The organism is Streptomyces sp. NPDC028711 (assembly GCF_055565415.1).
Genome location: NZ_JBVHUJ010000002.1, coordinates 503,375 through 528,428 on the forward strand (window position 1 = coordinate 503,375; position 25,054 = coordinate 528,428).

General features: G+C 71.8%; 28 protein-coding genes. 12 read left to right on the plus strand and 16 right to left on the minus strand.

Annotated elements, in window-relative coordinates; genetic code table 11:
• The first annotated feature begins 164 nt into the window (after positions 1 to 164).
• The gene (locus ACZ4VK_RS08095; RefSeq protein ID WP_468349715.1) at positions 165 to 1,064 is read left to right on the plus strand and encodes a GNAT family N-acetyltransferase; all 900 of its coding nucleotides are present in this window, start codon (positions 165 to 167) and stop codon (positions 1,062 to 1,064) included.
• An 85-nt stretch (positions 1,065 to 1,149) separates the two neighbouring features.
• Here the strand turns inward: ACZ4VK_RS08095 and ACZ4VK_RS08100 are convergent, their stop codons facing one another.
• The 3 genes from ACZ4VK_RS08100 to ACZ4VK_RS08110 are packed head-to-tail and all read right to left on the minus strand — an operon-like array spanning position 1,150 to position 3,242.
• Positions 1,150 to 2,265, minus strand: coding sequence for a DUF6183 family protein (locus ACZ4VK_RS08100; RefSeq protein WP_468349717.1), 1,116 nt, complete (start codon positions 2,263 to 2,265; stop codon positions 1,150 to 1,152).
• Between the two features lie 40 nt (positions 2,266 to 2,305).
• On the minus strand, positions 2,306 to 2,548 hold the full coding sequence (locus tag ACZ4VK_RS08105; RefSeq protein WP_468350842.1) for a hypothetical protein: 243 nt from the start codon (positions 2,546 to 2,548) through the stop codon (positions 2,306 to 2,308).
• Positions 2,549 to 2,564: 16 nt separating this feature from the next.
• Positions 2,565 to 3,242 carry a hypothetical protein gene (locus tag ACZ4VK_RS08110; RefSeq protein WP_468349719.1) on the minus strand — a complete coding sequence of 226 codons (678 nt, stop codon included), beginning with the start codon at positions 3,240 to 3,242 and terminating at the stop codon, positions 2,565 to 2,567.
• Positions 3,243 to 3,380: 138 nt separating this feature from the next.
• Here ACZ4VK_RS08110 and ACZ4VK_RS08115 point away from each other — a divergent pair, with 138 nt between their 5' ends.
• From ACZ4VK_RS08115 to ACZ4VK_RS08130, 4 genes are all read left to right on the plus strand, one after another.
• Entirely contained in the window at positions 3,381 to 4,322 is a 942-nt protein-coding gene (locus ACZ4VK_RS08115) for a hypothetical protein (RefSeq protein ID WP_468349721.1), read from the plus strand.
• Between the two features lie 199 nt (positions 4,323 to 4,521).
• On the plus strand, positions 4,522 to 5,730 hold the full coding sequence (locus ACZ4VK_RS08120; RefSeq protein WP_468349723.1) for an FUSC family protein: 1,209 nt from the start codon (positions 4,522 to 4,524) through the stop codon (positions 5,728 to 5,730).
• A gap of 167 nt (positions 5,731 to 5,897) precedes the next feature.
• Positions 5,898 to 6,764 (plus strand): GNAT family N-acetyltransferase, encoded by an 867-nt coding sequence (locus tag ACZ4VK_RS08125; RefSeq protein ID WP_468349724.1) that lies wholly within the window; start codon positions 5,898 to 5,900, stop codon positions 6,762 to 6,764.
• 120 nt (positions 6,765 to 6,884) lie between these two features.
• A complete protein-coding gene (locus ACZ4VK_RS08130; protein WP_389683426.1) occupies positions 6,885 to 7,148 on the plus strand; it encodes a GlsB/YeaQ/YmgE family stress response membrane protein in 264 nt (87 codons plus the stop codon).
• A gap of 75 nt (positions 7,149 to 7,223) precedes the next feature.
• Here ACZ4VK_RS08130 and ACZ4VK_RS08135 read toward each other — a convergent pair whose 3' ends face one another.
• From ACZ4VK_RS08135 to ACZ4VK_RS08170, 8 genes are all read right to left on the minus strand, one after another.
• Positions 7,224 to 7,634 (minus strand): gas vesicle protein K, encoded by a 411-nt coding sequence (locus tag ACZ4VK_RS08135; protein WP_468349726.1) that lies wholly within the window; start codon positions 7,632 to 7,634, stop codon positions 7,224 to 7,226.
• Complete coding sequence (locus ACZ4VK_RS08140) at positions 7,624 to 7,845, minus strand: gas vesicle protein (RefSeq protein ID WP_468349728.1); 222 nt, start codon at positions 7,843 to 7,845, stop codon at positions 7,624 to 7,626. The genes ACZ4VK_RS08135 and ACZ4VK_RS08140 overlap by 11 nt, the downstream gene beginning before the upstream one ends.
• Positions 7,842 to 8,750, minus strand: coding sequence for a GvpL/GvpF family gas vesicle protein (locus ACZ4VK_RS08145; RefSeq protein WP_468349730.1), 909 nt, complete (start codon positions 8,748 to 8,750; stop codon positions 7,842 to 7,844). Before ACZ4VK_RS08145 ends, ACZ4VK_RS08140 begins: the two co-directional genes overlap by 4 nt.
• Complete coding sequence (locus ACZ4VK_RS08150; protein WP_468349732.1) at positions 8,747 to 9,160, minus strand: gas vesicle protein; 414 nt, start codon at positions 9,158 to 9,160, stop codon at positions 8,747 to 8,749. Before ACZ4VK_RS08150 ends, ACZ4VK_RS08145 begins: the two co-directional genes overlap by 4 nt.
• A gap of 165 nt (positions 9,161 to 9,325) precedes the next feature.
• A complete protein-coding gene (locus ACZ4VK_RS08155; RefSeq protein WP_468349733.1) occupies positions 9,326 to 9,574 on the minus strand; it encodes a gas vesicle protein GvpG in 249 nt (82 codons plus the stop codon).
• Between the two features lie 67 nt (positions 9,575 to 9,641).
• On the minus strand, positions 9,642 to 10,358 hold the full coding sequence (locus ACZ4VK_RS08160; RefSeq protein WP_468349735.1) for a GvpL/GvpF family gas vesicle protein: 717 nt from the start codon (positions 10,356 to 10,358) through the stop codon (positions 9,642 to 9,644).
• Between the two features lie 3 nt (positions 10,359 to 10,361).
• A complete protein-coding gene (locus ACZ4VK_RS08165; protein WP_468349737.1) occupies positions 10,362 to 10,826 on the minus strand; it encodes a gas vesicle structural protein GvpA in 465 nt (154 codons plus the stop codon).
• Positions 10,827 to 10,854: 28 nt separating this feature from the next.
• On the minus strand, positions 10,855 to 11,229 hold the full coding sequence (locus ACZ4VK_RS08170; protein ID WP_468349739.1) for a gas vesicle protein GvpO: 375 nt from the start codon (positions 11,227 to 11,229) through the stop codon (positions 10,855 to 10,857).
• A 193-nt stretch (positions 11,230 to 11,422) separates the two neighbouring features.
• Here ACZ4VK_RS08170 and ACZ4VK_RS08175 point away from each other — a divergent pair, with 193 nt between their 5' ends.
• The 3 genes from ACZ4VK_RS08175 to ACZ4VK_RS08185 all read left to right on the plus strand — a co-directional run bounded on the left by ACZ4VK_RS08175 (position 11,423) and on the right by ACZ4VK_RS08185 (position 15,186).
• The gene (locus ACZ4VK_RS08175) at positions 11,423 to 12,514 is read left to right on the plus strand and encodes a histone protein (RefSeq protein WP_468349741.1); all 1,092 of its coding nucleotides are present in this window, start codon (positions 11,423 to 11,425) and stop codon (positions 12,512 to 12,514) included.
• A gap of 3 nt (positions 12,515 to 12,517) precedes the next feature.
• On the plus strand, positions 12,518 to 13,552 hold the full coding sequence (locus ACZ4VK_RS08180) for an SRPBCC family protein (RefSeq protein ID WP_468349742.1): 1,035 nt from the start codon (positions 12,518 to 12,520) through the stop codon (positions 13,550 to 13,552).
• 404 nt (positions 13,553 to 13,956) lie between these two features.
• Positions 13,957 to 15,186 (plus strand): PP2C family protein-serine/threonine phosphatase, encoded by a 1,230-nt coding sequence (locus ACZ4VK_RS08185; protein WP_468349744.1) that lies wholly within the window; start codon positions 13,957 to 13,959, stop codon positions 15,184 to 15,186.
• A gap of 378 nt (positions 15,187 to 15,564) precedes the next feature.
• Here ACZ4VK_RS08185 and ACZ4VK_RS08190 read toward each other — a convergent pair whose 3' ends face one another.
• From ACZ4VK_RS08190 to ACZ4VK_RS08200, 3 genes are all read right to left on the minus strand, one after another.
• Positions 15,565 to 16,557, minus strand: coding sequence for a glutathione S-transferase family protein (locus tag ACZ4VK_RS08190; RefSeq protein ID WP_468349746.1), 993 nt, complete (start codon positions 16,555 to 16,557; stop codon positions 15,565 to 15,567).
• A 67-nt stretch (positions 16,558 to 16,624) separates the two neighbouring features.
• A complete protein-coding gene (locus tag ACZ4VK_RS08195) occupies positions 16,625 to 17,812 on the minus strand; it encodes a YihY/virulence factor BrkB family protein (RefSeq protein ID WP_468349748.1) in 1,188 nt (395 codons plus the stop codon).
• 29 nt (positions 17,813 to 17,841) lie between these two features.
• Positions 17,842 to 18,903, minus strand: a complete 1,062-nt coding sequence (locus ACZ4VK_RS08200; protein ID WP_468349750.1) for a GlxA family transcriptional regulator — start codon at positions 18,901 to 18,903, stop codon at positions 17,842 to 17,844.
• Between the two features lie 128 nt (positions 18,904 to 19,031).
• Here ACZ4VK_RS08200 and ACZ4VK_RS08205 point away from each other — a divergent pair, with 128 nt between their 5' ends.
• Positions 19,032 to 19,955, plus strand: a complete 924-nt coding sequence (locus ACZ4VK_RS08205) for an NADP-dependent oxidoreductase (protein WP_468349752.1) — start codon at positions 19,032 to 19,034, stop codon at positions 19,953 to 19,955.
• A gap of 62 nt (positions 19,956 to 20,017) precedes the next feature.
• Here the strand turns inward: ACZ4VK_RS08205 and ACZ4VK_RS08210 are convergent, their stop codons facing one another.
• Positions 20,018 to 20,956: a terpene synthase family protein gene (locus ACZ4VK_RS08210; RefSeq protein WP_468349754.1), complete on the minus strand. Its 939-nt coding sequence runs from the start codon at positions 20,954 to 20,956 to the stop codon at positions 20,018 to 20,020.
• Positions 20,957 to 21,207: 251 nt separating this feature from the next.
• On the opposite strand from ACZ4VK_RS08210, the gene ACZ4VK_RS08215 reads away from it, so the two are divergent.
• Both ACZ4VK_RS08215 and ACZ4VK_RS08220 read left to right on the plus strand, forming a co-directional pair.
• On the plus strand, positions 21,208 to 21,885 hold the full coding sequence (locus ACZ4VK_RS08215; protein ID WP_468349756.1) for a macro domain-containing protein: 678 nt from the start codon (positions 21,208 to 21,210) through the stop codon (positions 21,883 to 21,885).
• A 4-nt stretch (positions 21,886 to 21,889) separates the two neighbouring features.
• Positions 21,890 to 23,542, plus strand: a complete 1,653-nt coding sequence (locus ACZ4VK_RS08220; RefSeq protein ID WP_468349758.1) for an ADP-ribosyltransferase domain-containing protein — start codon at positions 21,890 to 21,892, stop codon at positions 23,540 to 23,542.
• Between the two features lie 126 nt (positions 23,543 to 23,668).
• Here the strand turns inward: ACZ4VK_RS08220 and ACZ4VK_RS08225 are convergent, their stop codons facing one another.
• Positions 23,669 to 24,025: a PRC-barrel domain-containing protein gene (locus ACZ4VK_RS08225; RefSeq protein ID WP_468349760.1), complete on the minus strand. Its 357-nt coding sequence runs from the start codon at positions 24,023 to 24,025 to the stop codon at positions 23,669 to 23,671.
• A gap of 243 nt (positions 24,026 to 24,268) precedes the next feature.
• Between ACZ4VK_RS08225 and ACZ4VK_RS08230 the strand changes: the two genes are divergently transcribed.
• Positions 24,269 to 25,036: a class I SAM-dependent methyltransferase gene (locus ACZ4VK_RS08230; RefSeq protein ID WP_468349762.1), complete on the plus strand. Its 768-nt coding sequence runs from the start codon at positions 24,269 to 24,271 to the stop codon at positions 25,034 to 25,036.
• The last annotated feature ends 18 nt before the right edge of the window (positions 25,037 to 25,054 follow it).

Below are 25,054 nucleotides of genomic sequence, written 5' to 3' on the forward strand. Positions count from 1 at the left end.
CCCGCCGAAGATCACGTACGGTGTGGCTCCACGCCCTGAGATGACGGAAGGAGGCGAGTGCCGTGCGGTTCACACCTTTCCAGCGCTCCCTCTTCTGCCATCCCGGTGTGGTTCGTGACGTCTGACCGGGAGCGCTCCAAGCAGCCTGTATCCCGGAGGAATCCATGACCGATCCGGTCATCCGCACGCTCTCCACGAGCGACGCCCATCTGTTCGACGCACTCCCCGACCCCATGGGTGCCCGCGAAGGTCATCGGCGTACCCGGTTCCGCCCCGACTGGAAGCGCGTCGCCCTGCGCGACGGCGAGGTCGTCGCACGCGGCGCCTGGTGGGGCGGCCCCGACGACGCGGAGCCCGTCAACATCAACTGGTTCGACGTGGCCGAGGGCGAGGAGGAGGCCGGCGCCGAACTCCTGCGCTCCGCACCCTGGCAGGTCGAACTCGAGATCAACCTGCCCGGTGGCTGGCGGGAGAAGCCCGACCTGCGCGCCGCCGCCGAGGCCCGCTTCGCCGCCGCACGAGCCGCGGGGTACGAACTCCTGGTGGAACGCTTCCTGTACCGCTGGACTCCGGAGCGAGGTCTGCCCGAGCGGCCCGGACGCCTGCGTTTCAGCGCCGAACCCGACGACGCCGTGTTCTTCGACGCGTTGCGCCGCATCCACTCCGTCACCCTGGACGCCCACGCGCTCAGGGCCATCGAGGAGGGCGGCGTCGACCAGGCCGCCCAGGAGGAACTCGACTTCTTCCACTGGTGCCCCTCCCCACGGGAGTGGTGGCAGGTCGCGCACACGCCGGAGGGTGATCTGGCCGGCATCCACATCCCGGCCCACAACCCCTCAGGGCCGACCATCGGCTTCATCGGGGTCGTACCGGAACAGCGCGGTCGCGGCTACGCCTACGACCTCCTCGCGGAGTGCACCCACTTCCTCGTCGAGCAGGGCGCGGAGTTCATCAGCGGAGCGACGGACCAGGGCAACTTCCCCATGGCCGCGAACTTCGCCAAGGCCGGTTTCCCCGTCATCAGGGAACGCGTCAACTTCCACCCGGCGGGCCACACCGCCTAGCGGGGAGTAGCACACGGTGAGTGGTCCGGGGGAGGGCAGGACCGGACCACTCACCGGCCGTACCGGCCCCCGACCAGCCGCAGTACTAGTCGGTGTCCGTCACCGCCAGGACCGCGAGCCTTCGGCGGTCCGGGGACAGGGTGGCGATTCCGTAGTCGTGGATCTCGTTGTGGAACCAGTCCGCGTCGCAGGCGAACGGGAACCACGTGCTCTCCAGCGCATGGCGCTCCACCTCCGCGGCGCTCGCTCCGGGCGGGGCGCCGGCGAGCCCCGCCAGGGACCACCAGGCCGCCCGTCGGCCGAACGCGCCATGCACCCCCTGGCCGTACACACCGCCCATCGACGCGGTGCTGAAGAGCATCGGCCAGATGTCCTTCAGGGGGCGGCGCGCGATCTCGAAGCGGGCGGTGGGGCCGAGTCCCTCCACGCACGCCATGGGCAGGGTGGGCACCAGGGCGGGGACGAGGGACGGGTCCACCGGCGCGTCCAGGGCGAAGACCCACGCGCCGAAGTCGCCGCAGTCACCGGCGCTCGGCGCCGCGACGATGGTCTCGTGCACGTCAGCGGTCGCGATGTCGCGGAGCGGTGAGCGTGCGGTGGTGCGGGGCGTGGGCGGGTCGAGGCGCCCCTCGGCGGTGACTCCCGTGCGCAGGTCGGTCATGCTGCCGCCGCTGAGGGTCCGGGTGGGGAAGGGGGAGTCCCTCTCGAAGGGGCGGAGGGTCGACGGGAGCCACGACAGCGCGTGCCAGCCGGGCCGTACCACCGGCCAACTGCGCAGCGGCCGGAAGGCCTCCGTGTCCACGCCCCGCAGGAGCAGCTCGTGGAACAGGCACGCCCGCAGCTCGTCGAGTCTGTCGCGCTCCATCCGGTCGTACAGGAGCTCCGCCAGGTCGGCGGGGCGCTGCGCCTCGGCGAGCAGGGAGGCGATGAACCGCGCGTCGGTTCCGAAGCGGCCGAACGGGCCGTGCTCGTCGAGGAGACGGATCAGCTGGACGAGGCTGTCCCGGCCGGGGGTGAGGGCGAGCGTCCGCACGACGCGGGCGAGCCCGCGCTCGTACGCCCGCACCTGTTCGAGTGCGGCTTCGAGCCCTTCGGAGATCCGCTCGCCCAGCTCACGTACGTACGCCATGTCGCCCTGCCGCGCACGCGGTTCGGCCTGTTCCCCCACGAGCCTTTCGAGCTCACGCGCATCCTCTTTCACAGGGGGTCACCCTATGGCTTCGGCCCTCGGGCGGGAGGGGTCACCTCCCGCCCGAGGGCCGAGCCACAGCGTGGGCCGTCACCTGGTCACACGGAAACCTCCTGGACGTGGCTGTCCTCGGAGGCACGGCGACGTACATCAGGGAGACGAGGACGGACGTGCCGAGCGCCCCGCCGATCTGGAGGGCGGCGGCCTGCAGGACCATGCCTAGCGGCATGGTGAGCCGGGGGCCGAAGCGTTCGGCGAGCGCGGCGCCCAGCGGGGAGGCGACGACGGACGCCACTGCTCGGGCTCCCGCCTCAGCTCTTCGCCGTCTTCGTAGTCCCCGTGGCCTTCGCGGCCGGCGCGTCGGGACCGCAGGACATGCGGGCCGCCGTCAGACCGGGATCCCCTTCCGCGAAGTCCGTGCTCGCTTCGGAGCATTCCAGGACGCCCGAGCCGTCGATGGTCCAGCTGATCGCCCGTCCCCTGGTCGGCTCGCCGCTCCCGCAGGCGTACCGGAAGTCGCCGGTGACCTGCCGTACGAACGCGTAGTCGACGAACGTTCCGCCGCCCTGGACGCTGGTGGTGCTCGTCTCGAGACGTGGTGCCGGCCGGCGTACGTCGGCGAACGAGTAGTCCTCGATGTCGGCCGCGTCCGTGTCCCCGATGCGGACGCCCAGCGAGCGGAGCGTGGCCTTCGCGTCGACCCGAGGTCCCTTCTCGAACGTGACGGCGGTACGCGGTGTGTGGAGCCGCGTCGGCTTGTGCGTCAGCATGCCGCCTCCCTTCCCGAGCGTCTGCTTCGGGGCGACGGCGGTGAGGACGTCGCGCTCGTCGATGTTGAACCACGCGTACGTGCCGTTCTCGCACGCCTTGGCGACAGCCGCGTTCTTCGCCTTGTCAGTGGGTGGTTCGCCGCCTGCCGTACAGGCGACCGCCCCCATGGACAGCGCGGCGACGGCACACGCCACACGGTAGGTCTGCTTCGTCATCATGTCTGTTTCCCCCGGCCCATCGGTCAATGGTGGGGCCGACGTTGCCCGTCGCGGGGCCGCCGGGCAAGGGACTTGAGCTACTTCAGAGCTCGTGGGGGGCCAGGGACGATGTCAGTCGCCTCCGCTTCAATACCTGCCATGGACGAACAGGAACTCCTCGAGGCGGTCCACCGGCTGGCCTGGCCGGGTACCGGTGACCTGGAGTGTGGCGAGCCGGGACACCCCGAGGGGCACATATGCCTGGCACCGTCGGGCGAGAACGACCTCTCCGCGCTGCGGGAGGCGCTCAGCGAGCGGTACGGGCGGCCGCGCAACCTCGCCATGGACGGATACGCCGACCCGACCGCGACCGCAAGGACCGGGCTCCCGCTCCTGGCCCCGTTCGGCGACCGGATCGTGGAGATGCGGGCCTGGGTGCACGCGGGCCGGTTCATCGGCTGCGGCACCGCACGCTTCGACGACGGCGTACGGATCGTGGTGCTGGTCGCGGAGCGGGAGGACCCGGCGGCGGACCTCGCGGAGGTGACGTCCTGGGTGGACGGGGTCGTCGCCGTCACGGGGTGGGACAGGGCATCTGCCCGTACGGTCGACTGGGAGGCGGTCGAGGCCCGTATCGGGACGGCGCTGCCCGGTGACTACAAGCGGCTGGCCGAGGTCTTCGGGCACGGCGCGTTCGACGGCTTTCTCCAGCTGCGCGTACCCGGCGCCACGTTCCGGAGCGACGACATCGTCCTGAACACCGAGTGGCTGGGCGAGTGGGCCGCGTCGCACCGCAGCGGCCTCTGGGAGCCGTACGAGGTGTACCCGGTCCCCGGCGGGCTGCTGGAATGGGCGAGCTCCGAGCAGGCCGACCAGTTCTACTGGCTCACCGAGGGCGAGGACCCCGACCGGTGGCCCATCCTCGCGAAGGAGGACATCCCCGACTCGTGGCAGCGGTTCGACGGGACGACCGCCGAGTTCGTCTACCGCATGCTCACCGACCGTCAGCACCCGTTCTCCACGGCACGCCACTTCGACGTCCACTGGTTCGACAGCTACGAGAAGGGCGACGAGCAGGACGAGGAGGAGGACAAGGGCTGAGAGGTGGAACGGTGGGTCCGGGCGGCACACCGATGAGCGTGGTGGGCCCGGCGTGGGCTCCGCACCGCTGGGCAGGCGCATCCGCGTGAGCCCCGTACGGAGGGCAGTGGGCGGAGCACGGTGTGCCGGAGCCCGGCGGCGGGGGGAGGGGTGGCACGCTCGGGTGGAGCGGGACACCGTGAGCGAAGCGAGGTAGCACGTGACGCAGCGCAGCGGGCGAAGCGCCCGATACGCCGAGCTTGTGACCCGGCTGCGGCGAGACCCGTTCGCCGTGCAGACGGTACGGTCGACGGCCGCGGCGACCCTCTCGTACGTCGTCGCGCTCTGGCTCAGCAGCGAGGCGGCGCCGCTGACCGCACCGCTCACCGCCCTCCTCGTCGTACAGGTCACGCTCTACTCGACCCTCACCACGAGTCTGCGCCGGGTCAACTCCGTCGTCGTCGGCGTGCTCATCGCCATCGCCTTCAGCGTCCTCGTCGGACTCTCCTGGTGGAGCCTCGCCCTGATCATCCTCGCGTCCCTCCTCGTGGGGCGGCTCGTGAAGGTCGAGGAGTTCATCCCGGAGGTCGCGATCAGCGCGATGCTGGTGCTCGGCGTCACCCAGGTCACCCACACCGCATGGGCCCGCGTCCTGGAGACCCTCATCGGCGCCGTCGTCGGCATGCTCTTCAACCTGGTGCTCGCCCCGCCCGTCTGGGTGGACACGGCGGGGGAGTCCATCGAGGACCTCGCCCGGCGGATGCGCAGGCTGCTGCTCGACGTGGCGGAGGAGTTCGCCGGGGCTCCCCCCGTCGAGCGGGCGGCGGCCCGGCTGCACGAGGCGCGACGGCTCGACAACGACGTGGCCGACGTCGACGGCGCGCTGCGCACGGCCGAGGACAGCCTGCGGTTCAACCCGCGCGTGAAGGAGGGCCTGCTGCACCGCATCGTGCTGCGCACCGGTCTCGACACGCTGGAGATCTGCGCCGTCGTGCTGCGCGTCCTCACCCGGACCCTCACCGACCTGGCGAAGGAGCGGGCCGGCGAGGACCTGCTGCCCCGTCCGGCCGCGCTCGCCCTGCAGGAGACGGCCCAGCACACGGCGGACGCCTTCGTCAGTTTCGCCGTGCTCGTCACGGCGCCGGGCAGCGAGGCGGCGGAGGCGGCGGAGGCTCGGCTCGCGGGCGAGCTGCGGGCCGCACGCGCCTGCCGGGGCGGCGCCGCCGACCTGCTGCTCGCGCTCGCGCTGCGGCACCCGGAGCGCTGGCAGCTCTACGGCGCCATGCTCGCCGAGATCGATCGCGTCCTCGACGAACTGGACCCCGAGCACCGGGGCCTGCGCCTCATGGAGGAGCTCGACCGGCACACCCGCGAGCGCCGGCGCCGCCGGTTGAAGGCCCGACCCGGACGCGCCCGCGCGGAGAGCTGAACACGACGGACCGAGACCGCTAAGCCCCACAGAGACCCACAGAGACCCATTGAGACCAGACCCTCGGCGAAGCGTCCATCCGTCGCAGACCAGTGGGCACTTGGCCGACCGGAGGCACCGGGAAATCCTGGTGCGGACCTTGGGCGCGGTGGTGTGTGATCGGGGTCATGGCGATCGAGATGAGCAGGCCGGGAGTCGACGGGCTGAGCGGGGCCGTGCGTGTGCTGAGGGAGTGGCAGTACGAGGGGGCGCCGCCGCACCTGCATCCGGGGGACCTGGGCTGGTTCTGGCGGTCAGGGGCGGAAGCGACCGCCGCGGCGGTCAGGACATGGAGCAGGGACGGACGGATCCTCGCCGTCGGCCTGCTGGACGGTCCCGACCTGCTGCGGCTGACGACCGCTCCGGAGGTCCGGCGGGACGAGGAGTTGGCGCGGCGGCTGTTCGAAGACGCGACCGAGCCCGGGCGGGGCGTCCTTCCCGCGGGCAAGGTGAACATCGAGGCGCCGGCGGACGCGCTGATCCAGGATCTGCTGGCCGGGGCCGGCTGGCCGGTCGACGAGCCGTGGACGCCGCTGTGCCGCGACCTCACGGAGCCGGTGGGCGACCCGGGCCTGCGGATCGAGGCGGTCGGGGCGGAGCGGGCGCATGTGTACGCCGCCGTGCACCGGGCGGCGTTCGACGGCTCGCGGTTCACGGACGAGCGCTGGCGCGCGATGGCGACAGGATCGCCGTACGCCGACGCCCGCTGTCTGGTCGCGTACGACGAGCGGGGTGACGCGGTGGCGGCGGTGACGGTGTGGTCGGCGGGTCCGGGCAGGCCCGGGCTGCTCGAACCGATGGGAGTGCACCGGGAACACCGCCGTCACGGCCACGGCAGGGCGATCAGCCTGGCCGCCGCGGCCGCACTGCGGGACCTTGGCTCGTCGAGCGCCGTCGTCTGCACCCCCAGCTCCAACCTCGGCGCCGTCGCCACCTACACCTCAGCCGGCTTCCGGCCACGCCCCGAGGTCAGGGACCTCTGCCGGACGTCCTGAGCGCTGCCTGCTTCCGCCCGAAGCCGTCCCAGACGTCTGTACACACCCTTTTTCCTGATTTGGAAGGGGGCGGCTGGGCAGACGGATGGCCACAGACACTTTGGAGAGGAAACGTACGCCATGGGCATCATCGGCTGGATTCTGATGGGACTGATCGTCGGCATCATCGCGAAGTTCCTGATGCCGGGCCGCGACCCCGGCGGCTGCATCGTCACCCCGCTCATCGGCATCGCCGGCGGTCTCCTCGGAGGATGGCTCGGCAAGGTCATCTTCGGGGTCGACTCCATCGACGGGTTCTTCGAGATATCCACCTGGGTCGCCGCCATCGTCGGCTCCCTCATCCTCCTGGGCCTCTACCGCCTGGTGGTCCGTGCCAAGGACTGAAGCGGCCTCCACCGCCTGGTGGTCCGTGCCAAGGACTGAAGACCGGGACCGAACGGGCCGCTGTCCCCGGCCCGTTCAGTCCCGGGGCAGCAGGGGCCCGAGCGGGCCGAGGTCCAGGTTGAGGTCCTCAAGGGCGTAGCCGTGCTGCGCGCACAGGTCGGCGAGGCTGTCGTGGAGGGCGAGGAGCGTCGCTCCGAGCTCCTCCTCCTGCTCGTCGCTGAGGTCCCCGGCGTCCACGCGGCGCAGGGCCTGGCGCTCGATGAGCTGGCGCAGGAGCTCGACGACGGTGAGAACGAGCTTCAGGAGGTCCTCCTCGACGGTGTCGCGCCCGGTACGGACCCGCTGGGCGGGCCGCCGGTGCGGTCCGTCCTCGCGGGGAGTGGGCGGCGCCTGGACGAGCCGGAAGGCCCGCGCCATGGTGTCGCCGACGTCGTGGAGGCCGGAGGAGTCCTGAGCCGGCCGGCCCCCGGGGTGCTCACCGCTCACGGGGCCCGCCCTCCCGGCCGTCGGCAGGGGCCCTCTCGGAGCTGACGGACACGATGAGCGCGCGCAGCGATATGCGGACGAGGTCGATGTCCGCGATGGACAGGACGATGTCCCCGGTGACCACCACTCCGCCGCTGAGCAGCCGGTCGAGGAGGTCGACGAGGGCGACCTGGCGGCCGGGCAGCGGTTCGTCGTGCGCGGCGAGGCTCATGGTGTCCGCTCCCGTGCGCCGCCGGGCGGGGGTTCCTCCGACGGCATGGCGAAGGAGTACGGAGCCCACGGACCGGTGACGTCGATCCGGACGTCCGGGAATTCCCGGGCGGCACGGTCGACGGCCGTACGGAACTCCTCCGCGTGCAGGTCGGGGACGAGATAGGCGTCGTTGAGGACGTTCTCCAGGGGGCCGGCCAGCGCACCGCTCTGCGGCGCGTGGCGCACACGCTCGGAGGCGTAGACGGCGGCCGCCGCCTCGACGGTACGCGCGGCCTCTCGTGCCTCCTGGTAGACGTACTCCCGCGCGTGGTGCTGGGCCTGGCGGCGCCGCAGATACGCCTTGCCGGGTGTGGCGGGGGTGGCCGTGCCGCCGTCGGCGGACGGCCCGCCCGCCAGGGGGGCGGCGGAGGCGGGGAGGTAGATCTTGACGCCGTACTCGGTGTGGCCGCCGACCTCGGCCAGTCGCCGTGCGAAGGCGTCATGCCGACGGGCGAGGGCTCGGCGGGCACGGGTGTCGTCCTGGTAGACGGTGGCCATACGCAGCGGCAGCACAGTGGTGTGGACGGCGACGGCCTGGACGACGTCGTGGTGGGCGCGTGCCACCTCCTCCAACCACCGCAGGTCCTCGAAGCGCTCCTTGAGGGCCGCCTCCTCGAAGTCGCGGTACGGAACCGGGCCGGCGACGAAGACGGGCAGGACGAGAGCGGGGGTGGAGGAGGTGTCGGCGGCGGGGGTGACGGGCGGGTCGGCGCCAGGGGTGACAGGCGGGTCGGCGGCGGGGGCCTGGAGGAGCGTGACGGGGGCCCCGTCGACGCCGCGGAGGCCGGTGAGGAGCTCCCGCAGGTGCTCGGTGTGCCGGGCGACGGCGTAGACGTACGTGAGGGACTCCTGGCCGGTGCTCATCGTGGCCGCTTCCGGGCCGTCCCGCCGGCCGGTCCGCCGGGTTCCTCCTCGCGCTCCAGGAGCTCCGGCTCGCCGGCCCGGTCGCGGCGCAGGGCTTCCAGCTCGGCGCGCAGGCGGCGGTTCTCCTGTTCGAGGGGGCTGCCGGTGTGCCGTGAGGAGAGGGAGGGGTCGTGCTCCCACCAGTCGATGCCCATCTCCTTGGCCTTGTCGACGGAGGCGATCAGGATGCGGAGCTTGATGGTCAACAGCTCGATGTCGAGGAGGTTGATGCGGATGTCGCCGGCGATGACGATGCCCTTGTCGAGGACTCGTTCGAGGATGTCGGCGAGGCTGGACGCGGAACTCTGCCCGTACGGCGTCGGGGCGCGGGAGGGGAAGTCTCCGAGCCGGCCGGGGAGCGGTTCGTTCACGATGGCGGCCTCGCTTCGACGGTCAGGACGTCAGCACATCAGGGCGGCGGCGCGGCGGCGTCTGTGGACCGCGGCGCGGCGGCACGTCCGGACGGGCAGGGCGTCTGGGCTTCACGGCGTCCCGTGGCTTGTCGGCGTTCCATGGCGTCATGGCGTCCCCCGGCCTCACGGTGTCCCGTACCGGAACGCCTCGATCTCCTGCAGCCGGTCGAGCAGCTCGTCCTCCCGGCGGTCGAACTCCTCCTGGTCCAGCTCTCCCGCCAGCAGCTGCCGTTCCAGCTCGCGGAGTTCGCGCCGTACCGGGGCGGGGTCGTAGTACTCCGCCTCGGCCTTGTCGACGACCTGCTGGGCGACCCAGGCGACCATCCGGACCGGCGCTGCGGGCAGCGTGAGCAGCTGGCTCAGCAGTCCCATGGTCGTCCTCCCTTCTGTCCCTTCCGTCCCTGACCGTTCCTGCGGTCGCGACGGAGGGCCGTGGTGTCTAGACGAAGCTGTACGGCGGCAGGGGGCCGGTGAACCGGAGGCCGGTGCCGTCGTCCGTCTCGCCGGACAGGCCTTCCCGCGCGGCGACGAACGCGTCCTTCTGCTCGTCCGGCACCAGGAGCGAGAGATTGAGGAAGTCGTTCCCCGTGGGCGGGTGGGTGACGTGTTCGCGGGCGAAGGGCAGCAGGGCCTGCACCAGGCGGGCGGCCAGTGCCTCCTGGCGTAGCTGCACCTCACGTGCCACCAGTTCCCCGAGCGCGAGCGGCAGCTGCGGATCGGCGTCACCGGCGCGGATCCGGCGGTTGAGGTCCCTCGCCTCGGGCGAGTCCTGGAGTATCCGGAGCAGCAGCGGTTCCTCGTCGTCCTGGGAGGCCCGCACGTGGTACTCGGCGCAGCCTTCGAGGCGGCGCAGGGCGCTGAGGTAACCGTCCGCGTTCACCTCCAGCACCTTCTGGACGGTGAGATCGTCGGAGGTGGTGTAACCGAACTGCAGAGGCAGGACCGGTCCGTCGGCCATCAGGCGCTCCTGCACCTCCTGGTGGGCGAGGAGGTCCCGGCGCTTGGGCCGGATCTCCTCGGAGATGTCGCTGACGACCGCGCACAGCGGTCCGGCGGTGACCGTCCGCAGGGCGCCGGGGTCGGAACCGACGCCGGTGAGGCCGTCCAGGCGGCGGGGATGGTCCTGGGCGGTGATGGAGTACACGTAGAGCGCCATCGGCTATTCCTCCTCTCGGCGGGCCGGGCGCCGGGCCGGGCGCCGTCGCCTCGGGGTCTCCACAGCCTCTTCCTCTTCCGGCTCCTCGTCCCGGTCCTTCCGGGACGACCCGCCGGTGAGGGAGTCCGTCACCGCTTCGACGGCGCCGGTCAGCGCGCCCTTGGACTTGCCGCGCGCGCCGCCTTCCATGACGTTGTTCATGACGTCGGGCAGCTGGGCCGGTGCCTTGCGGCCCGCTTCCAGATCGAGGCGGTTGCACGCCTCGGCGAAGCGGAGGTAGGTGTCGACGCTGGCCACCACGATGCGCGCGTCGATCTTGAGGATCTCGATGCCCACCAGGGAGACCCGCACGAAGACGTCGATGACCAGACCGCGGTCGAGAATGAGTTCCAGGACGTCGTAGAGGCTGCTCGTTCCCCCTCCCCTTTGGGCGGCGGGGCTGCTGCCGCCTTGCGGCACCATGGTCATGGCGCCTCCTTCCATCGGCGGCCCGCTGTCAGGTGGGCCGGTCGATCATTCCGCGGCTGTAGCGGCGGGTCCGTTCGTAGGAGATCAGTTCGCCCTCCTCGTCCAGAGCGACCTTGTAGCTGGCCATCACGCTGGCGGTGTCCGGGATGCGCTCCAGCTCGACCACCTCGACCTGTGCCTCCCAGCCGTCCTCGGTCGGCCTGAGGGACGAGACCGAGTCCGGTGCTCTGCCGAGGAGTTGGGCGAGCTGTTCGGCCGCCGACCGCATTGCCGACGCCGCGTTGCGTACGCCCGGACGCCCCCGGGAGCCGGCACGCCTCGGCGGCTGCCGGTCCCGCTCTTCGCCCTTGTCGGCAGCGCGCGGAGTGGCCCGCCTCGGCCGTGCGGGGTCTGCTGCAGCCATATACCACTCCCGTGGGGAGATCGCCTCGTAGAACCTAGAATGTCACTAAATACGCCCATTCGTCCTATTCCCAGGGCACCTGCACTTGAAGACCCCGTCCGAGCAGGACAGATACGGCGGCCGGGAGCGCGATTGCCGCGGGCTGCCGCGTGTGGGCGTCACCGAAGGTCCGCAAGCACCCTTGCAGAAGGGCATGGACATGCAGGACATGACCAAGATCGCGCTCGCGGCCGCCCTGGCCGGCGGTTACGTACTCGGCCGGGCCAAGAAGGGCCGTCTCGCGTTCGCCGCGGCGACCTATGTTGCCGGCCGTCGTTTCGGCCTCGAACCGGGACAGCTTCTGAGAGAAGGCGTCTCCAAGGTGAAGGAGATGCCTCAGTTCGCCGACCTCGGCGAGCAGCTGCGCGGGGAAGCCCTCGACGCGGGGCGGCAGGCACTGAGCGCCGCGGCCGACCGCAAGCTGGCCGGTCTTGCCGACTCGCTGCACGAGCGCACGCGCGAGCTCGCCCGTGCCGGCGCCCGGCGGGACGCGGGGGCGGACGAGAGCGAGGAGCCGTACGAGGACGAGGAACGGTACGAGGAGGAGGAACCTGACGAGGACGAGCAGGAGCCCTACGAGGACGAGCAGCAGCCATACGAGGACGAGCAGGAACCTTACGAGGACGAGGACGAGGGCGAGGAGGAGGACGAGGGAGAAGAGCCTTACGAGGACGAGGAGTCGTACGGGGGAGAGGACGAGGAAGCGGAGGAGTACGAGGAGGAAGAGGGCGAGAAGGAGCAGCATCCCCGACCCTCCAAGAGGGCCACGCAGACCCGAAAGTCACCGCCGGGCAAGAGGGCCGCCCCCGCGAGGAAGGCCCCTCCTGGCAAGAAGACCGCTTCCGCCAGGAAGACGGCCTCCGACGAGAAGGCCGCTTCCGCCGGCAAGGCAGCCCCGGCGAAGAAGGCCCCGGCGAAGAAGGCCCCGGCCAAGAAGACGGCGGCGAAGAAGGCGCCGGAGAAGGAGACGACGGCCAAGAAGACGGCGGCGAAGAAGACCACGAGTGGAAAGCCCGCCGCGAAGACGGCAGCCGCCAGGAAGAGCACCTCCGCCAAGGGCAGCGCCGCCAGGAGCACACCGTCCAGGCCCGCTGCCAAGAAGACCGGCACGGCGGCCCCGAGAAAGCGGACCACGGCCCAGGGCACCGCACGTCAGACGGCCGCCAAGAAGACCACGGGCCGCAGCCCGGCACGGAAGACGGCCGCCAAGAAGACGGCGACCCGCAAGCAGTCCGCGCGGAGGTAGGTCATGGCAACGTCAGACCGTGGCAGCAGCGCGAAGCAACCCGCATCGGGCCTTGACCAGCTGCTCGAAGAACTCTCCCGGTTCCTGGCCGCCCAGGCGGAACAGCTGGCCGACAAGGCCGGCGACAAGCTCGGCGACATCACCGACCAGCTCTACGACGTGGCCGAGAACGGCGGCAAGCTCTCCGACGTCGCCGGCATCGGCGGCCGGCTCCTGCAGGGTGACTCGCCGCTGAAGGCCTTCGCCGGCCAGAAACTCGGGGATCTCAAGGACAAGGTGACCGAGACCGCGTCGCAGGCGTTCGGCAAGGGCCGGGGCCGCAAGAGCGGCGGGAAGGTCGTCAACATCGTCGAGACACTCGATGTGGGACTGCCCCTGCGCACGACGTACGACCACTGGACCGAGTACGAGAACTTCAGCAGCTTCGCGAAGGGCGTCCGCGACGTCTCGCGCAACGACGAGACCACCAGCGACTGGAAGGTCAAGGTCGGCCCGTCCAGCCGTGCCTGGAAGGCGACCGTCCAGGAGCAGATACCCGACGAGCGTGTCGTCTGGACGTCCGAGGGCGCCAAGGGAACCACCCGTGGATGCGTCAGCTTCCACGAGCTTGCCCCGTCGCTGACCCGGATCGTCCTCGTGGTCGAGTACCACCCGGCGGGCCTCTTCGAGAAGACCGGCAACATATGGCGGGCCCAGGGCCGCCGCCTGCGGCTGGACCTCAAGAACTTCCTGCGCCACGTGACGCTCAGCACCGATGAGCCGGAGGGGTGGCGCGGCGAGATCCGGGACGGCGAAGTGGTCAGGTCCCACGAGGAAGCCCTCGAAGCGGAGGAGGAGGGCGGGTACGGGGAGGACGAGGAAGTCGACGAAGAGGAGCCGGCCGACGAGGAGGACTCCGGCTACGCCGACGAGTCCGAGGACGTGGCGGAGGAAGACGAGGAGGAAGAGGACGAGGGGGACGAGGAAGGCGAGGACGAGCAGGACGAGGACGCATACGAGACCTCTCCTCCGCGCCGGCGCAGGCGGCGGGCCGCCTGAGCCGCTTCCGGTACAGGCGGGAGACGGCCCCGAGCCGCTTCCGGTACAGGCGGCACACCGCCCCCAGCCGCACCCCGTATCGGTCCTCAAGCCCGCTTCCGGCATCAGGAGGTACCCGTGAAACTCCCCTTGAGAAGGAGCCGGTCCCTCGCTCGCTGGACACCTCCGGTCGTCGTCCGCCGCCTGCTCCTCGCGCTGGCCGTGTGGGGTCTGCGACGGGTGCTCCGGCGGGCGACGCGCAGAGTGTTCGTCGCCGGGTGAACCTGTCCCTGGCGTCGACGTACGGGGTGTGAGGAGGCGATCACCGGAGAGTCTGCGTAGCGTGAGACCCGTCCGTGAGGAGGGACGGGTCCGCTCCACGCCACCGCGCCGCAAGACGCCCTGGGGAGAGCCGCGGAGGTCGTGTGTCGACGTACGAGGATGTGCTGGCCGATCTGCTGGCCCGCTCCCATCTGCTGTCCGGGCGGGAGCTCGCCGGCCTCGTCCAGGACGCGGGCCGGGGCATGGGGCTCCGGGGGACCGCCGTGTACGTGGCCGACCTGCAGCAGATCCGGCTGGTCGCGCTGCCGCAGCCCGGCGGCGAGGGGTACGGGACGCTCGACGTCGACGCGTCGCTCGCGGGTCTCGCCTACCGTACGCAGCGGGTGCAGCGCTCGAGGGACGGCCGTACCGCCTGGCTGCCGATGATCGACGGAGTGGAACGTCTCGGCGTCCTGATGGTGACGGCGACCGCCCTGGACGACGCCCTGCTCGGACGGAGCGAGACCCTCGCCGAAATCGCCGCCCTCCTTGTCGTGTCGAAGTCCTCCCACAGTGACCTCCTTGTCGAGGCGGAGCGCTCGCGGGCGATGACGGTGCAGGCCGAACTGCTGTGGGCCTTCCTGCCGCCGCGGACCATCGGTACGGCGGACGTCACCTCGTCCGCGCTGCTGGAACCCGCGTACGACATCGGCGGCGACACCTTCGACCACACCCTGGACGACCGGGGCCTGCACCTGACCGTGATCGACGCCATGGGCCACGACCTCGCCTCGGGCGGAGCCGGCGCCGCCGGGCTCGCCGCATGCCGGGCGACCCGGCGTTCCGGCGGCTCGCTCACCGACATCGTCACCTCGATCGACCGGATCCTCGACGAGTGGTTCACCGACCGGCTCATGACCGCCGTCGTCGCCCATCTGGACACCTCCGACGGGCGGCTGACGTGGATCAACTGCGGGCACCCGCCACCCCTGCTGATCCGCCACGGCAGGGTCCTCCCGCAGGTGCTGGCCCGGGAGCCCGACCTCCCCCTCGGGTGGGGGTTCCTCGTCGACTCACCACCGACCGAGCACTCCGAGCGCCTCCAGCCCGGTGACCGGATCCTCCTCTACAGCGACGGGGTCACCGATGCCCGCTCGCCCGAGGGCGACCTGTACGGCGAGGAGCGGCTGGCCGACACCGTCATCCGCGCCACCGCGGCGGGCGCTCCCGCGCCCGAGGCGCTCAGGCGGCTGGTCCACGGACTGCGCAGGCACCAGGGCCACAAGCTGCGTGACGACGCCACGATCCTGCTCAGCGAGTGGCACCCGGGCGGTCTCGGCGCGGAGGTCCGTGACCGGACCGGGGAGGCGAGTGCCCCTCCCCGGGGCGGGTAGGCGTCGGTGCGAGACCAGGAGCGACCTGGACCACCGAGACACGCCAGGAGGGTTCATGAGCACGTCCCCGAACGATCCCGTTCCCCCGAGCCCCACGCCCCCGCCCGGGCCCGGCCCCGCCCCGGGCCCCGGACCGCTGCCGGGGCCGGTCCCCGGTCCCGGAGGGCCGGACCCCGTCCCGCCGGCGCCGCCGCAGCCCGAGCCGGATCCGCCGTCCCCGGGGCCGCCCCCGGAGCCCTTCCCCCAGCCGGGCCCGCTGCCCGCGCCGGGACCGGGCCCGGAACCGGTGACCTGAACACCCTGGGGCCGTTCGAACACCCGGGCCGTGTGAACGTCCACGCGCTGGGCACCCGCCCCGCCCCGGTCGGACGAGCGGCGTCAGACGAGCGACGGCACCCGCTCGGCCGGGGGCGGAGGCCCCGGTGGCGTACCGTCGCCGAACGGCCTTCCGCCCAGCTCCTCCCGCCCGTGCGGCGAGAGCCAGCCCCGTGGGTCCGGCCCCAGCGGGACGATCCCCGTCGGGTTGATGTGGCTGTGGACGACGTAGTAGTGCGCCTTGATCTGCTCGAAGTCGATCGTGTCGCCGAAGCCGGGCGTCTGGAACAGGTCCCGCGCGTACGCCCACAGAGCCGGTAGTTCGGTGAGTTTCTGACGGTTGCACTTGAAGTGGCCGTGGTAGACGGCGTCGAAGCGCGCGAGCGTCGGGAAGAGGCGGACATCGGCCTCGGTGAGGGTGTCGCCGACGAGGTAGCGCCGGCCGCTGAGCCGTTCCTCCAGCCAGTCCAGGCGCTCCCACAGTCGCCGGTACGCCTCGTCGTACGCCCGCTGGCCGCCGGCGAAACCGCACTGGTAGACGCCGTCGTTCACGTCCCGGTACACCGCGTCGGCCACCTCGTCGATCTCGTCGCGCCACCGCTCCGGGTAGAGGTCCGGCGCGCCCTCCCGCTGATGAGACGCCCACTGGCTGCCCAGGTCGAGGGTGATCCGCTCGAAGTCGTTGGTCACCACCGCGCCGGTGGGAACGTCGACGACGGCGGGCACGGTGATGCCCCGCGGGTATCCGGCCTGACGCCGGAAGAACGCCTCCTGGAGACGTTCGATGCCGAGGACCGGGTCCCGGCCGCCCGGGTCCAGGTGGAACGACCAGCTGCGCTCGTCGTGCACCGGCCCGGCGATTCCCAGGGAGAGCACGTCCTCCAGGCCCATCAGGCGGCGGACGATCGCGGCCCTGTTCGCCCAGGGACAGGCTCGGGCGATGATCAGCCGGTAGCGGCCGGGCTCCACCGGGTAGCCGTCCCGGCCGTCGGCCGTGATCCGTGTCGTGAGGTAGTTCCGGTCGCGTTCGTACGCGCCGTCTCCGTCACCGCTCATCGCCCTCTGCCCAGCCCTTCTCGAGTGCCTCCGCCGTGAGCCCGCCGAAGGGCCCGCCGGCCCCTTGTCACCGCCTCCGCATCGTGCGCATGTCCTCCTCGCTCCACGAGCGGGTGTCACGCGGCTCGACGTACGGCTCCTCGTCCGGCGGCATGCCACCGGCGACCGCCCGCTGCCGCAGCGTCTCGGCGTCGAACTCCAGGCCGAGGAGGACGGCCAGGTTGCTGATCCACAGCCAGATCAGGAAGACGATGACACCGGCCATGGTGCCGTAGGTCTTGTTGTACGACGCGAACTCGGCCACGTACAGGGCGAATCCCGCCGACGCGGCCATCCAGATCAGCAGCGCGAGGGCACTGCCGGGGGTGATCCACCGCCAGCCCCTGCCCTTCGCGTTGGGACTCGCCCAGTACAGGAGCGCGATCATCATCGTCACGAGCAGGACGAGCACCGGCCATTTGGCGATCGACCACACCGTCAGAGCGGTGTCGCCGAGGCCCAGCACATCTCCCGCGCGGCGCGCCACGCCGCCGGTGAAGACGACGATCAGGGCGCTCGCCGCGGCCATGAGCATGAGCGCCGCGGTCAGGCCCAGACGGATCGGCAGGACCTTCCAGACGGGGCGGCCCTCGGGCACGTCGTAGACGCGATTGGCGGCGCGCATGAACGCGCCGACGTAGCCGGATGCCGACCACAGGGCCAGCAACAGGCCGACCACCGCCATGACGGCGCCGGCGCCCGTGCCGCCCTGGACGTTCTCCACGGCCTGGGCGAGCACGTCGCGGGCCGGTCCCGGTGTCAGCTCGCGCAGGCTGTCCATGACCTTGTCGGTCGTCGACGGTCCGCTGAGGCCGAGCAGCGAGACGAGCACCAGCAGGCCGGGGAAGAGGGCGAGCACGCCGTAGTACGTGAGGGCGGCGGCCCGGTCCGTCAGCTCGTCGGAGACGAACTCGCGAAGCGAGCCCTTGAGGATCGTGAACCAGGAGCGTCGCGGCAGGTCGGTGGGCGAGTCGGGCGCGCGCTCCTCGACCTCGGGGCCGGGACCCGCGTCCTCCGGCTCGGGCACGGTCACCGGCCCGTCGTCGGCTGCGGTGGCGTCCGTACGGGACTCGGCCCCGGGTTCCGTACGGCGCTCAGCCTCTCGTTCCGTACGGGGCGCGGCCTCCGCCTCCGTACGGGGCGCGGCGTCCGCCTCCCGACGAGGTTCGGGCTCGGCCTCCGCGTGGCGTTCATGGGGAGCGTTCCGATCGACCATGCCCGGGCGCGTACCCGCCCCGTCCCGTCCTACGCGCCGCGGGCCGGTTCCGCCGCCCTCGCGGGCTCCGGTGCTGTCCCGATGCCGAAGGCGCGGCGGTAGGCGGCGGGCGAGATGCCGAGCGCGGTCCTCATATGGGCGCGCAGCGAGTTCCCCGAGCCCAGCCCGGCGCGGTGCGCCACCAGGTCGATCGACAGATCGGTGGTCTCCAGGAGCTGCTTCGCGAGTTCAAGGCGCTGTGCCGTGAGCCATTGCATGGGCGTCATACCGGCCTCGTCGCGGAACCGGCGGGTGAAGGACCGCAGGCTCATCCGGGCGTGCTCGGCGAGCCGTGCGAGGGTGAGCGGCTCCGCGAGGTGTTCCAGGGCCCAGGCGCGGGTCGCGCTGGTGCCGGCCAGCGTGGGTTCCGGGACCGGGCGGTCGATGAACTGGGCCTGCCCGCCGTCCCGCCAGGGCGGCACGACACAGATCCGGGCGGCACGGTTCGCCGCCGCGGCCCCGTGGTCGCGGCGGATCATGTGCAGGCAGAGGTCGACGCCCGCGGCCACGCCCGCGGAGGTCAGCACATCGCCGTCGTCGACGAAGAGGACCTCCTCGTCGACCTTGACCTTGGGGTACGCCCGGCGAAACTCGGGGGCGAGTTGCCAGTGCGTGGTGGCCGGCCGGCCGTCGAGCAGCCCGGCGGCGGCGAGCACGTACGACCCGGAGCAGATCGACACGAGCCGGGTGCCCGGCCGGATGCCGTCGATGGCGGCGCGGACGGCGGGCGGCAGCGGGCCTCCCCGGCCCAGCTCGGGCATGGCGTGCGTGGGGGGCAGGACGACCGTGTCGGCCTGGGCGAGCGCCTCGGGTCCGGCGGCGGGCTGCACGGTGAAGCCGGCGTCACTGAGGACGGGAGCGCCGTCGGCCGTGCAGACGGTGATCTCGTACAGCGGGCGGCCGTCGGCGTCCAGCGCGCTGCCGAAGACACGGGAGGGGATGCCGAGTTCGAAGGGAGGCACTCCGGGGAGAGCGAGCACGGCGATGCGGTGGGGCTTCGTCCGCCGCCCCGCCCGTACGTTCCGGCCGGCCGTTCCAGGAGCAGTACGCATGGCCAGATCCTGTCACATAGTGGCCAGGTGGCCAATTCCGTGGCGGGACGGTCTGCCCGATCGTGGACGTGTCGCCGCCGGAAGGGATCCGGCGGCGTACCGATGAGACAGGGAAAGAGGCGGACAGCATGCGTGCGGTGGTCGTGGAGCGGTGGGGCGGGCCCGAGAACCTGGTCGAGCGCGAGGTGGAGCGCCCCGAGCCCGGCCTGAACGAGGTCCTGGTGCGGGTCCACGCGGCCGGGGTGAACCCCGTGGACTGGAAGACCCGCGCGAGCGGGGCCCTCATCGAGTGGGGCGCCGTCCCGGCCGTCGGCTGGGACGTGTCCGGCACGGTGGAGGCCGTCGGGCCCGGCGTGGGGAACCTCCGGCCCGGTGACGAGGTCTTCGGGATGCCGGTGTTCCCGCGCCAGGCGGGCGCGTACGCGGAGTACGTGGTCGCCCCGGCCCGCCACCTGGCGCCCAAGCCGGCGTCCCTGACGCACGTGGAGGCCGCGGCGCTGCCGCTCGCCGCCCTCACCGCCTGGCAGGCGCTCGTCGACACGGCGGACGTCAGGCCCGGGGAGCGGGTTCTGGTCCACGCGGCGGCCGGAGGGGTGGGCCACTTCGCCGTACAGATCGCCCAGGCCCTCGGGGCGTACGTCATCGGCACGGCGAGCGCGGCCAAGCACGACCTCGTGCGGTCGCTGGGCGCGGACGAGGTGGTCGACTACCGCGCGGCCCGCTTCGAGGACGTCGTCTCCGGCGTCGACGTCGTCCTCGACGGCCTCGGCGGGGAGACGGCCGAGCGCTCCCTGAAGGTGCTCCGCGACGGGGGCAGGCTGATCACCCTGCCGGGCCCGGACGGCGTCCCCGCCGCCCAGGACGGCGTGCGGGCGGTCTGGGTGCTCGTCGAGCCCGACCACCTCGGTCTGCGCGAGATCGCGGCCCTGGTGGACCGCGGAGCGCTGAGGCCGGTGGTCGACACCGTGCTGCCGCTCGCCGAGGCGGCGAAGGCCCACGAGATCGGCGAACTGGGCCGCACGACGGGCAAGATCGTCCTGACGGTCGTCTGAGTCGGGGCGGGGACCGGCCGTACGGAAGGGCCAGGAACGAGGCCGGGGCCGACCGCGGCGGCTCAGTGGCCGTAGCGACCGGTGTCGATCTCCCAGCGGTGGTAGCCGGCGATCCAGGCGGCGAGGCCGTCGACGTACCGGTCGGCGGCCTCGCGCGCGGCCGGGGTGAGACCGAGGAGGTCGCATATCTCGGGGACCTGCGACGACAGCTCCACGAAGCGGTCGACCATCGTCTGGGCCTCGCGCATCACCTGGACGGCCGCCTCCTCGGGGGTGCCGCCGCGCTCCTCGCGGACGATCATCACCAGGTTGGCCACATCGCCCCGGGCGAGCTCCTGCGCGTAGGAATGGACGTCGTTGGTGAACGACGGTATGTCGGCCGCCAGTTGACGCATCCGGCGGAAGACCGGGTGGTGCAGTATCTCCTGCGGCAGCTCGAATCGGTTGAGCCGTTCGACCATGTCGAAGAGGGTCTCCATGGCGGCCGTGCCCCGCCGGAGCGCCAGATAGCCCTCGCGGTCCGGGAGGCGGCCGGAGAGCCGCCCGGCGGCCTCGGCGGGATGGCAGGCGAAGTACCACTCCCAGTTGTAGGCGGACCGGGCCCGCCAGCGCGCGGACATGCCGCGCAGGCTGCGCTCCCAGAGGTCGGCGAAGGCCTGCTCGACAGGGGTCCGGGCCTCGGGCGCGGGTCCGTTCCCGTGCATGAGCGCCGTCAGGCGGGTGCTGACCTCCGCCACCCGCGCGGGGGCGCGGCCGAGATCCGAGTCGAGTCGGTCGTCGAAGAAGAAGTAGAAGCTGAGCAGGTCGGCGGCGAGGACCAGGTCGTCGGTGGCGCAGTCAGGGCTGGTGAACGCGGCGAGACGGGGCACGTCCCACCGGTCGTACGCCGCCGGGTCGACGATGCCGGCGAGTCCCTCGTGCCGGAGCAGCCAGTCCTGGTGGAACGGCGCGACGGACCCCTGGTTCGGATTGGTGCGCGGTGGAAACGGCAGATCGAGCATCGCGGCGTTGAACACTGGACCCCCAGGCGTTGACGCCGGGTGATCGCCCAACGCATCCCGGCGCGATCGAAGGTTACTGGACTTGATCATCAACTGCCAGGGACGGCGGGGGAGTCACGTCTCCGAATCGAGGGCGCCGTGTCGCGGCGCCCGCCTCTGACCAGGCGGCCTTCTGTCCGGGGCGAGGGCGTTGTCAGTGCCGGCCGATAGCTTGGGAGTTGTTCGAGAGACGCTGCGAGAAGGGCGAATGCATGGGTGTCGCACGTGCGTTGAGGGTGGTGCTCGTCGATGTCAACGAGGAGGTGGTGGCGGCCTGGCGGTCCGCGTTCGCGGACACGCCCGGGGTGGAGATCCGGCGCGGCTCCCTCCTCGACGTCGATGTGGACGCGTGGGTGTCCCCGACCAATGCGCGGGGCCGGATGGACGGCGGTGTCGACGGCATCGTCAAGCGGCATCTCGGTGCCGGCATCCAGGTGCGGGTGCAGCGGGCGATCCGTGACCGGTTCGGCGGGACCCTGCCGGTGGGCAGCGCGGTGTGCGTCCCGTCCGGGGCGGCCGTCCCGCGGTATCTGATCTCGACCCCCACCATGCGGCAGTCCTCGCAGAACGTCAGCGACACGATGAACGTGGCGCTGGCGTGCGCGGCCGCCTTCCAGGCGGTGCACCTGCAGAACCGGGCCGAGCCCGGCAGCATCCGGTCGGTGGCGCTCGTGGGGATGGGCGCGCAGACGGGCCGGGTGCCCGCGCGGGTGTGCGCCAACCTGATGTGGACGGGGTACACCCTGTTCCACGACCACGGCTTCACGGACTACGACGAGTTGAGGGCCGCGGTCCTGGGCCAGCTCGACGACATCGAGGGAGCGGGGTCCGCGCGGCGGGTCCGGATCACCGTGCCGCAGCGGCCTTCCTTTCGACACCGGGAGTTCTGATCTCATGAGCGAGGCCGACGTTCCCACCCCGGGCGACGGGGGTTCCCCGGCAGCGGACCCGCTGGGTCTCGCCGAACTGTTCACCGGTGGCGGCGAGCCGTGGCTGCCGCTGCTCGGTCCGGTGATCGAGGCGCAGCCGGGAGCCGCCGACTTCATCGGCCCGAAGCGCAGTCCGGAGGTCGTGCCGGTACGCGAGCTGACGTTCCAGGCGCTGAAGCCGCATCCGCCGCAGAAGTGGAAGGTGGTCGTCTTCGGACAGAACCCGTATCCGCGGGCGGAGAGCGCGACCGGCATCGCGATGTTCGACAACACCTTCAACGACTGGAAGGACAGCCAGTTCGGCCGGGTGGTCAGCATCCGCTGCATCATCAAGGCCGCCGCGATGTGGAAGTACGGCATCGTCAAGAAGACGCCGATCGCCGACATCCGCAGCCTCCTGAAGAAGGAGGACACGGTCCAGCCGCCGGAGTGGTTCCAGGCGATGCTCACCCAGGGCGTCCTCCTGCTGAACGCCTCCCTCACGGCCAGCACGGACGGCGCGATGCCGACCGACCGGCACACGTCGTTCTGGCGGCCGGTGGCCGAGCAGATCGTCGAGGAGATCCTCCGGGCGAAGCAGGACGCCGGGGAGGAGGACCGGGGGGTGGTCTTCGCCTGGTGGGGCGCGCACGCCCGGAGCCTGAAGCGCGTCGTCCAGCGTCTGGAGAAGAAGTACCCGGGGGTCGAGGTCCGGCACCTGGACCACCCGAACCCGGCGGCGCAGGGGGACATCTTCTGCGAGGGGGACCACTTCGCCCAGGTGAACGACGCCCTGGCGGCCGTGGGCGCCGAGCCCGTCGACTGGCTGCCCCGGAAGGGCTGGGACCGGAAGGCGGCGGGCCCCGGCGGCGCGGAGGACGGTGGCGTCGCCGAGCGGATGGGGGCGTTCATCGCCTCGACGATGGAGCTGCACCAGCTCTATCTGGAGCGGCTCACCAGCGTCAAGGACGAGGGACTCGTCCTGCCCCCGATCACCGGGGTGTTCGACACGCCGCTGATGGACTTCCGCAAGGCCGTCGAACCGGTGTCGAGAGTGCTCGTCAACCTGGACCGGCACATCGAGCGGTCGAGCCGGTTCGGGGAGGCCAAGGCCACGGCGGCGGACGACGCCGCCGGGGCGGGTGCCGACGGGCTCTCCGCCGACGCGATCTCGGCGCTGTACCTCTACACGTGCGAGTCGGCGTTCTACCGGGAGATCAACGCCGTCCTTCGCTCCTCGGACCGGGAGCGGCTGGCCCCCTATCTGCCGTACCTGCGGCTGCTGTTCTCGGCGGTGGAGGCGCTGCCGACGCGGACGGAGCCCCTGTGGCGGGGCGTGGCGCTCGATCTGCGATCGCAGTACCCGCTGGGCCGGACGGTGACGTGGTGGGGCGTCTCGTCGTGCACCTCCGAGCTGGGTGTGGCCCGGGCGTTCCTCGGCAACCGCGGCCGGCGGACCCTGTTCGAGGTGACGCCGGCGCGGGCCGTGGGAATCCGGCGGTTCTCGGCGTTCACCGGTGAGGAGGAGTACATCCTCGCCCCCGGCACGCAGTTGAAGGTGACGGAGGTGAAGGCCGAGCGCGGGGGCCTGTGCACGGTGCGGCTGGCCGAGCTGGAGGGCGAGGGCCTGGTGTCGTAACGGCTGGGGGTGGAGTGGGGAGGGGCCGGGTCGGGCGGGAAGCGGGGGGGGGGGGGGGGGCCCCCCCCCCCCCCCGCGCGCCCCCCCCCCCCCCCCCCTCGACCTCCGTCGGGGATTCCGGAGGTCTCAGATGAAGCCGCCGGGCCGGTGGTAGTACGTGCCCAGCTGCTCGCGGTACGCGCTGTCGCCGAGGTGCGTCTCCCGGTGGAACTCGGGGGAGTTCTTCACCTGGTCCTTGGAGCAGTCGACGTAGATCTTCTGCTCCTGCGGGTCGATGCGGGAGACGAGACCGGCGGGGAGGAGGACCTCCTTGCCGAAGATCCACACCCCCGTGTCGACCACCAGATAGGCGTCCCCGACCTCGTCGGAGTGCTTGTCGACCTTGCCGATACTGCCGTCGGTCGCCTCGACCTTGTAGCCCGTCAGCACCGTCCCGGCCAGGTGGCCCGAGGTCGAACCGTAGCTCCACGCGTGCTCAGTCACGCCAACAACAACTCCTCCGGTCGATGGAGGACGACGAGGTGCTCCCTGTCGTCCTTCCCTTCTCCGTGTCGGTACGGGCGGACGTCCTGTCCCGCCCACGGTCCGCCTGCCCCGCCGTCATGTTCTCATTCGTGCCACTTGGCCCTCTTTTCCACCTTCTCCGGTCGCTTCCCGCTCTCTGGTTCTCCCGGGGCCTGCGTCGCGGTGCGTGCCGATCCGGGCCCGGGCTGAGACAATCAAGGGATGTCACGGACGTTCGAGGATCTGGTCGCCGAGGCGGAGTCGGTCTCGGTGGAGGGCTGGGACTTCTCCTGGCTGTGGGGACGCGCCGACGAGCAGCGCCCGTGGTGGGGCTACCAGCGCATGATGGGCGAACGGATGGCACGGGCCTCGGCCGCGCTGGACATCCAGACCGGCGGCGGGGAGGTGCTGGCAGGGGTGCCGAAGCTGCCGGCCCTCGCGGCGGCCACGGAGTCCTGGCCGCCGAACGTCGCCAAGGCCACCCGTCTGCTGCATCCCCTGGGGGTCGTGGTCGTGGTCGTCGCGGACGAGGAACGGTCGCCGCTGCCGTTCGCCGACGGCGCCTTCGACCTCGTCGTCAGCCGGCACCCGGTGACCGTCTGGTGGGAGGACATCGCACGGGTGCTCCGGCCGGGAGGCACCTACTTCTCCCAACAGGTCGGCCCGGCAAGCGTCTTCGAGCTGGTCGAGTACTTCCTCGGCCCCCAGCCGGAGGAGGTGCGCCGCATGCGGCACCCCGACGACGCCCGCCGGGCGGCCGAGGCGGCCGGCCTCGAGGTCGTCGACCTGCGCTCCGAGTCCCTGCGCACCGAGTTCTTCGACGTCGGCGCGGTGATCTACTTCCTGCGGAAGGTGATCTGGATGGTCCCGGGCTTCACCGTGGACCGGTACCGCGACAGGCTGCGGGAGCTGCACGAACGGATCCAGAACCAGGGCCCGTTCGTCGCCCACACCACACGGTTCCTCGTCGAGGCCCGCAAGGCGTCCTGACCCCAGCCGCCACCGCAA

Bases quoted from the DNA above. Each gene is read 5' to 3' on its own strand.
- ACZ4VK_RS08095 (WP_468349715.1), top strand. From the start codon at position 165: ATGACCGATCCGGTCATCCGCACGCTCTCCACGAGCGACGCCCATCTG.
- ACZ4VK_RS08110 (WP_468349719.1), bottom strand. From the start codon at position 3,242: ATGATGACGAAGCAGACCTACCGTGTGGCGTGTGCCGTCGCCGCGCTG.
- ACZ4VK_RS08115 (WP_468349721.1), top strand. From the start codon at position 3,381: ATGGACGAACAGGAACTCCTCGAGGCGGTCCACCGGCTGGCCTGGCCG.
- ACZ4VK_RS08125 (WP_468349724.1), top strand. From the start codon at position 5,898: ATGGCGATCGAGATGAGCAGGCCGGGAGTCGACGGGCTGAGCGGGGCC.
- ACZ4VK_RS08130 (WP_389683426.1), top strand. From the start codon at position 6,885: ATGGGCATCATCGGCTGGATTCTGATGGGACTGATCGTCGGCATCATC.
- ACZ4VK_RS08140 (WP_468349728.1), bottom strand. From the start codon at position 7,845: ATGAGCCTCGCCGCGCACGACGAACCGCTGCCCGGCCGCCAGGTCGCC.
- ACZ4VK_RS08145 (WP_468349730.1), bottom strand. From the start codon at position 8,750: ATGAGCACCGGCCAGGAGTCCCTCACGTACGTCTACGCCGTCGCCCGG.
- ACZ4VK_RS08155 (WP_468349733.1), bottom strand. From the start codon at position 9,574: ATGGGACTGCTGAGCCAGCTGCTCACGCTGCCCGCAGCGCCGGTCCGG.
- ACZ4VK_RS08160 (WP_468349735.1), bottom strand. From the start codon at position 10,358: ATGGCGCTCTACGTGTACTCCATCACCGCCCAGGACCATCCCCGCCGC.
- ACZ4VK_RS08165 (WP_468349737.1), bottom strand. From the start codon at position 10,826: ATGACCATGGTGCCGCAAGGCGGCAGCAGCCCCGCCGCCCAAAGGGGA.
- ACZ4VK_RS08170 (WP_468349739.1), bottom strand. From the start codon at position 11,229: ATGGCTGCAGCAGACCCCGCACGGCCGAGGCGGGCCACTCCGCGCGCT.
- ACZ4VK_RS08175 (WP_468349741.1), top strand. From the start codon at position 11,423: ATGGACATGCAGGACATGACCAAGATCGCGCTCGCGGCCGCCCTGGCC.
- ACZ4VK_RS08180 (WP_468349742.1), top strand. From the start codon at position 12,518: ATGGCAACGTCAGACCGTGGCAGCAGCGCGAAGCAACCCGCATCGGGC.
- ACZ4VK_RS08190 (WP_468349746.1), bottom strand. From the start codon at position 16,557: ATGAGCGGTGACGGAGACGGCGCGTACGAACGCGACCGGAACTACCTC.
- ACZ4VK_RS08195 (WP_468349748.1), bottom strand. From the start codon at position 17,812: ATGGTCGATCGGAACGCTCCCCATGAACGCCACGCGGAGGCCGAGCCC.
- ACZ4VK_RS08200 (WP_468349750.1), bottom strand. From the start codon at position 18,903: ATGCGTACTGCTCCTGGAACGGCCGGCCGGAACGTACGGGCGGGGCGG.
- ACZ4VK_RS08205 (WP_468349752.1), top strand. From the start codon at position 19,032: ATGCGTGCGGTGGTCGTGGAGCGGTGGGGCGGGCCCGAGAACCTGGTC.
- ACZ4VK_RS08210 (WP_468349754.1), bottom strand. From the start codon at position 20,956: ATGCTCGATCTGCCGTTTCCACCGCGCACCAATCCGAACCAGGGGTCC.
- ACZ4VK_RS08215 (WP_468349756.1), top strand. From the start codon at position 21,208: ATGGGTGTCGCACGTGCGTTGAGGGTGGTGCTCGTCGATGTCAACGAG.
- ACZ4VK_RS08220 (WP_468349758.1), top strand. From the start codon at position 21,890: ATGAGCGAGGCCGACGTTCCCACCCCGGGCGACGGGGGTTCCCCGGCA.
- ACZ4VK_RS08230 (WP_468349762.1), top strand. From the start codon at position 24,269: ATGTCACGGACGTTCGAGGATCTGGTCGCCGAGGCGGAGTCGGTCTCG.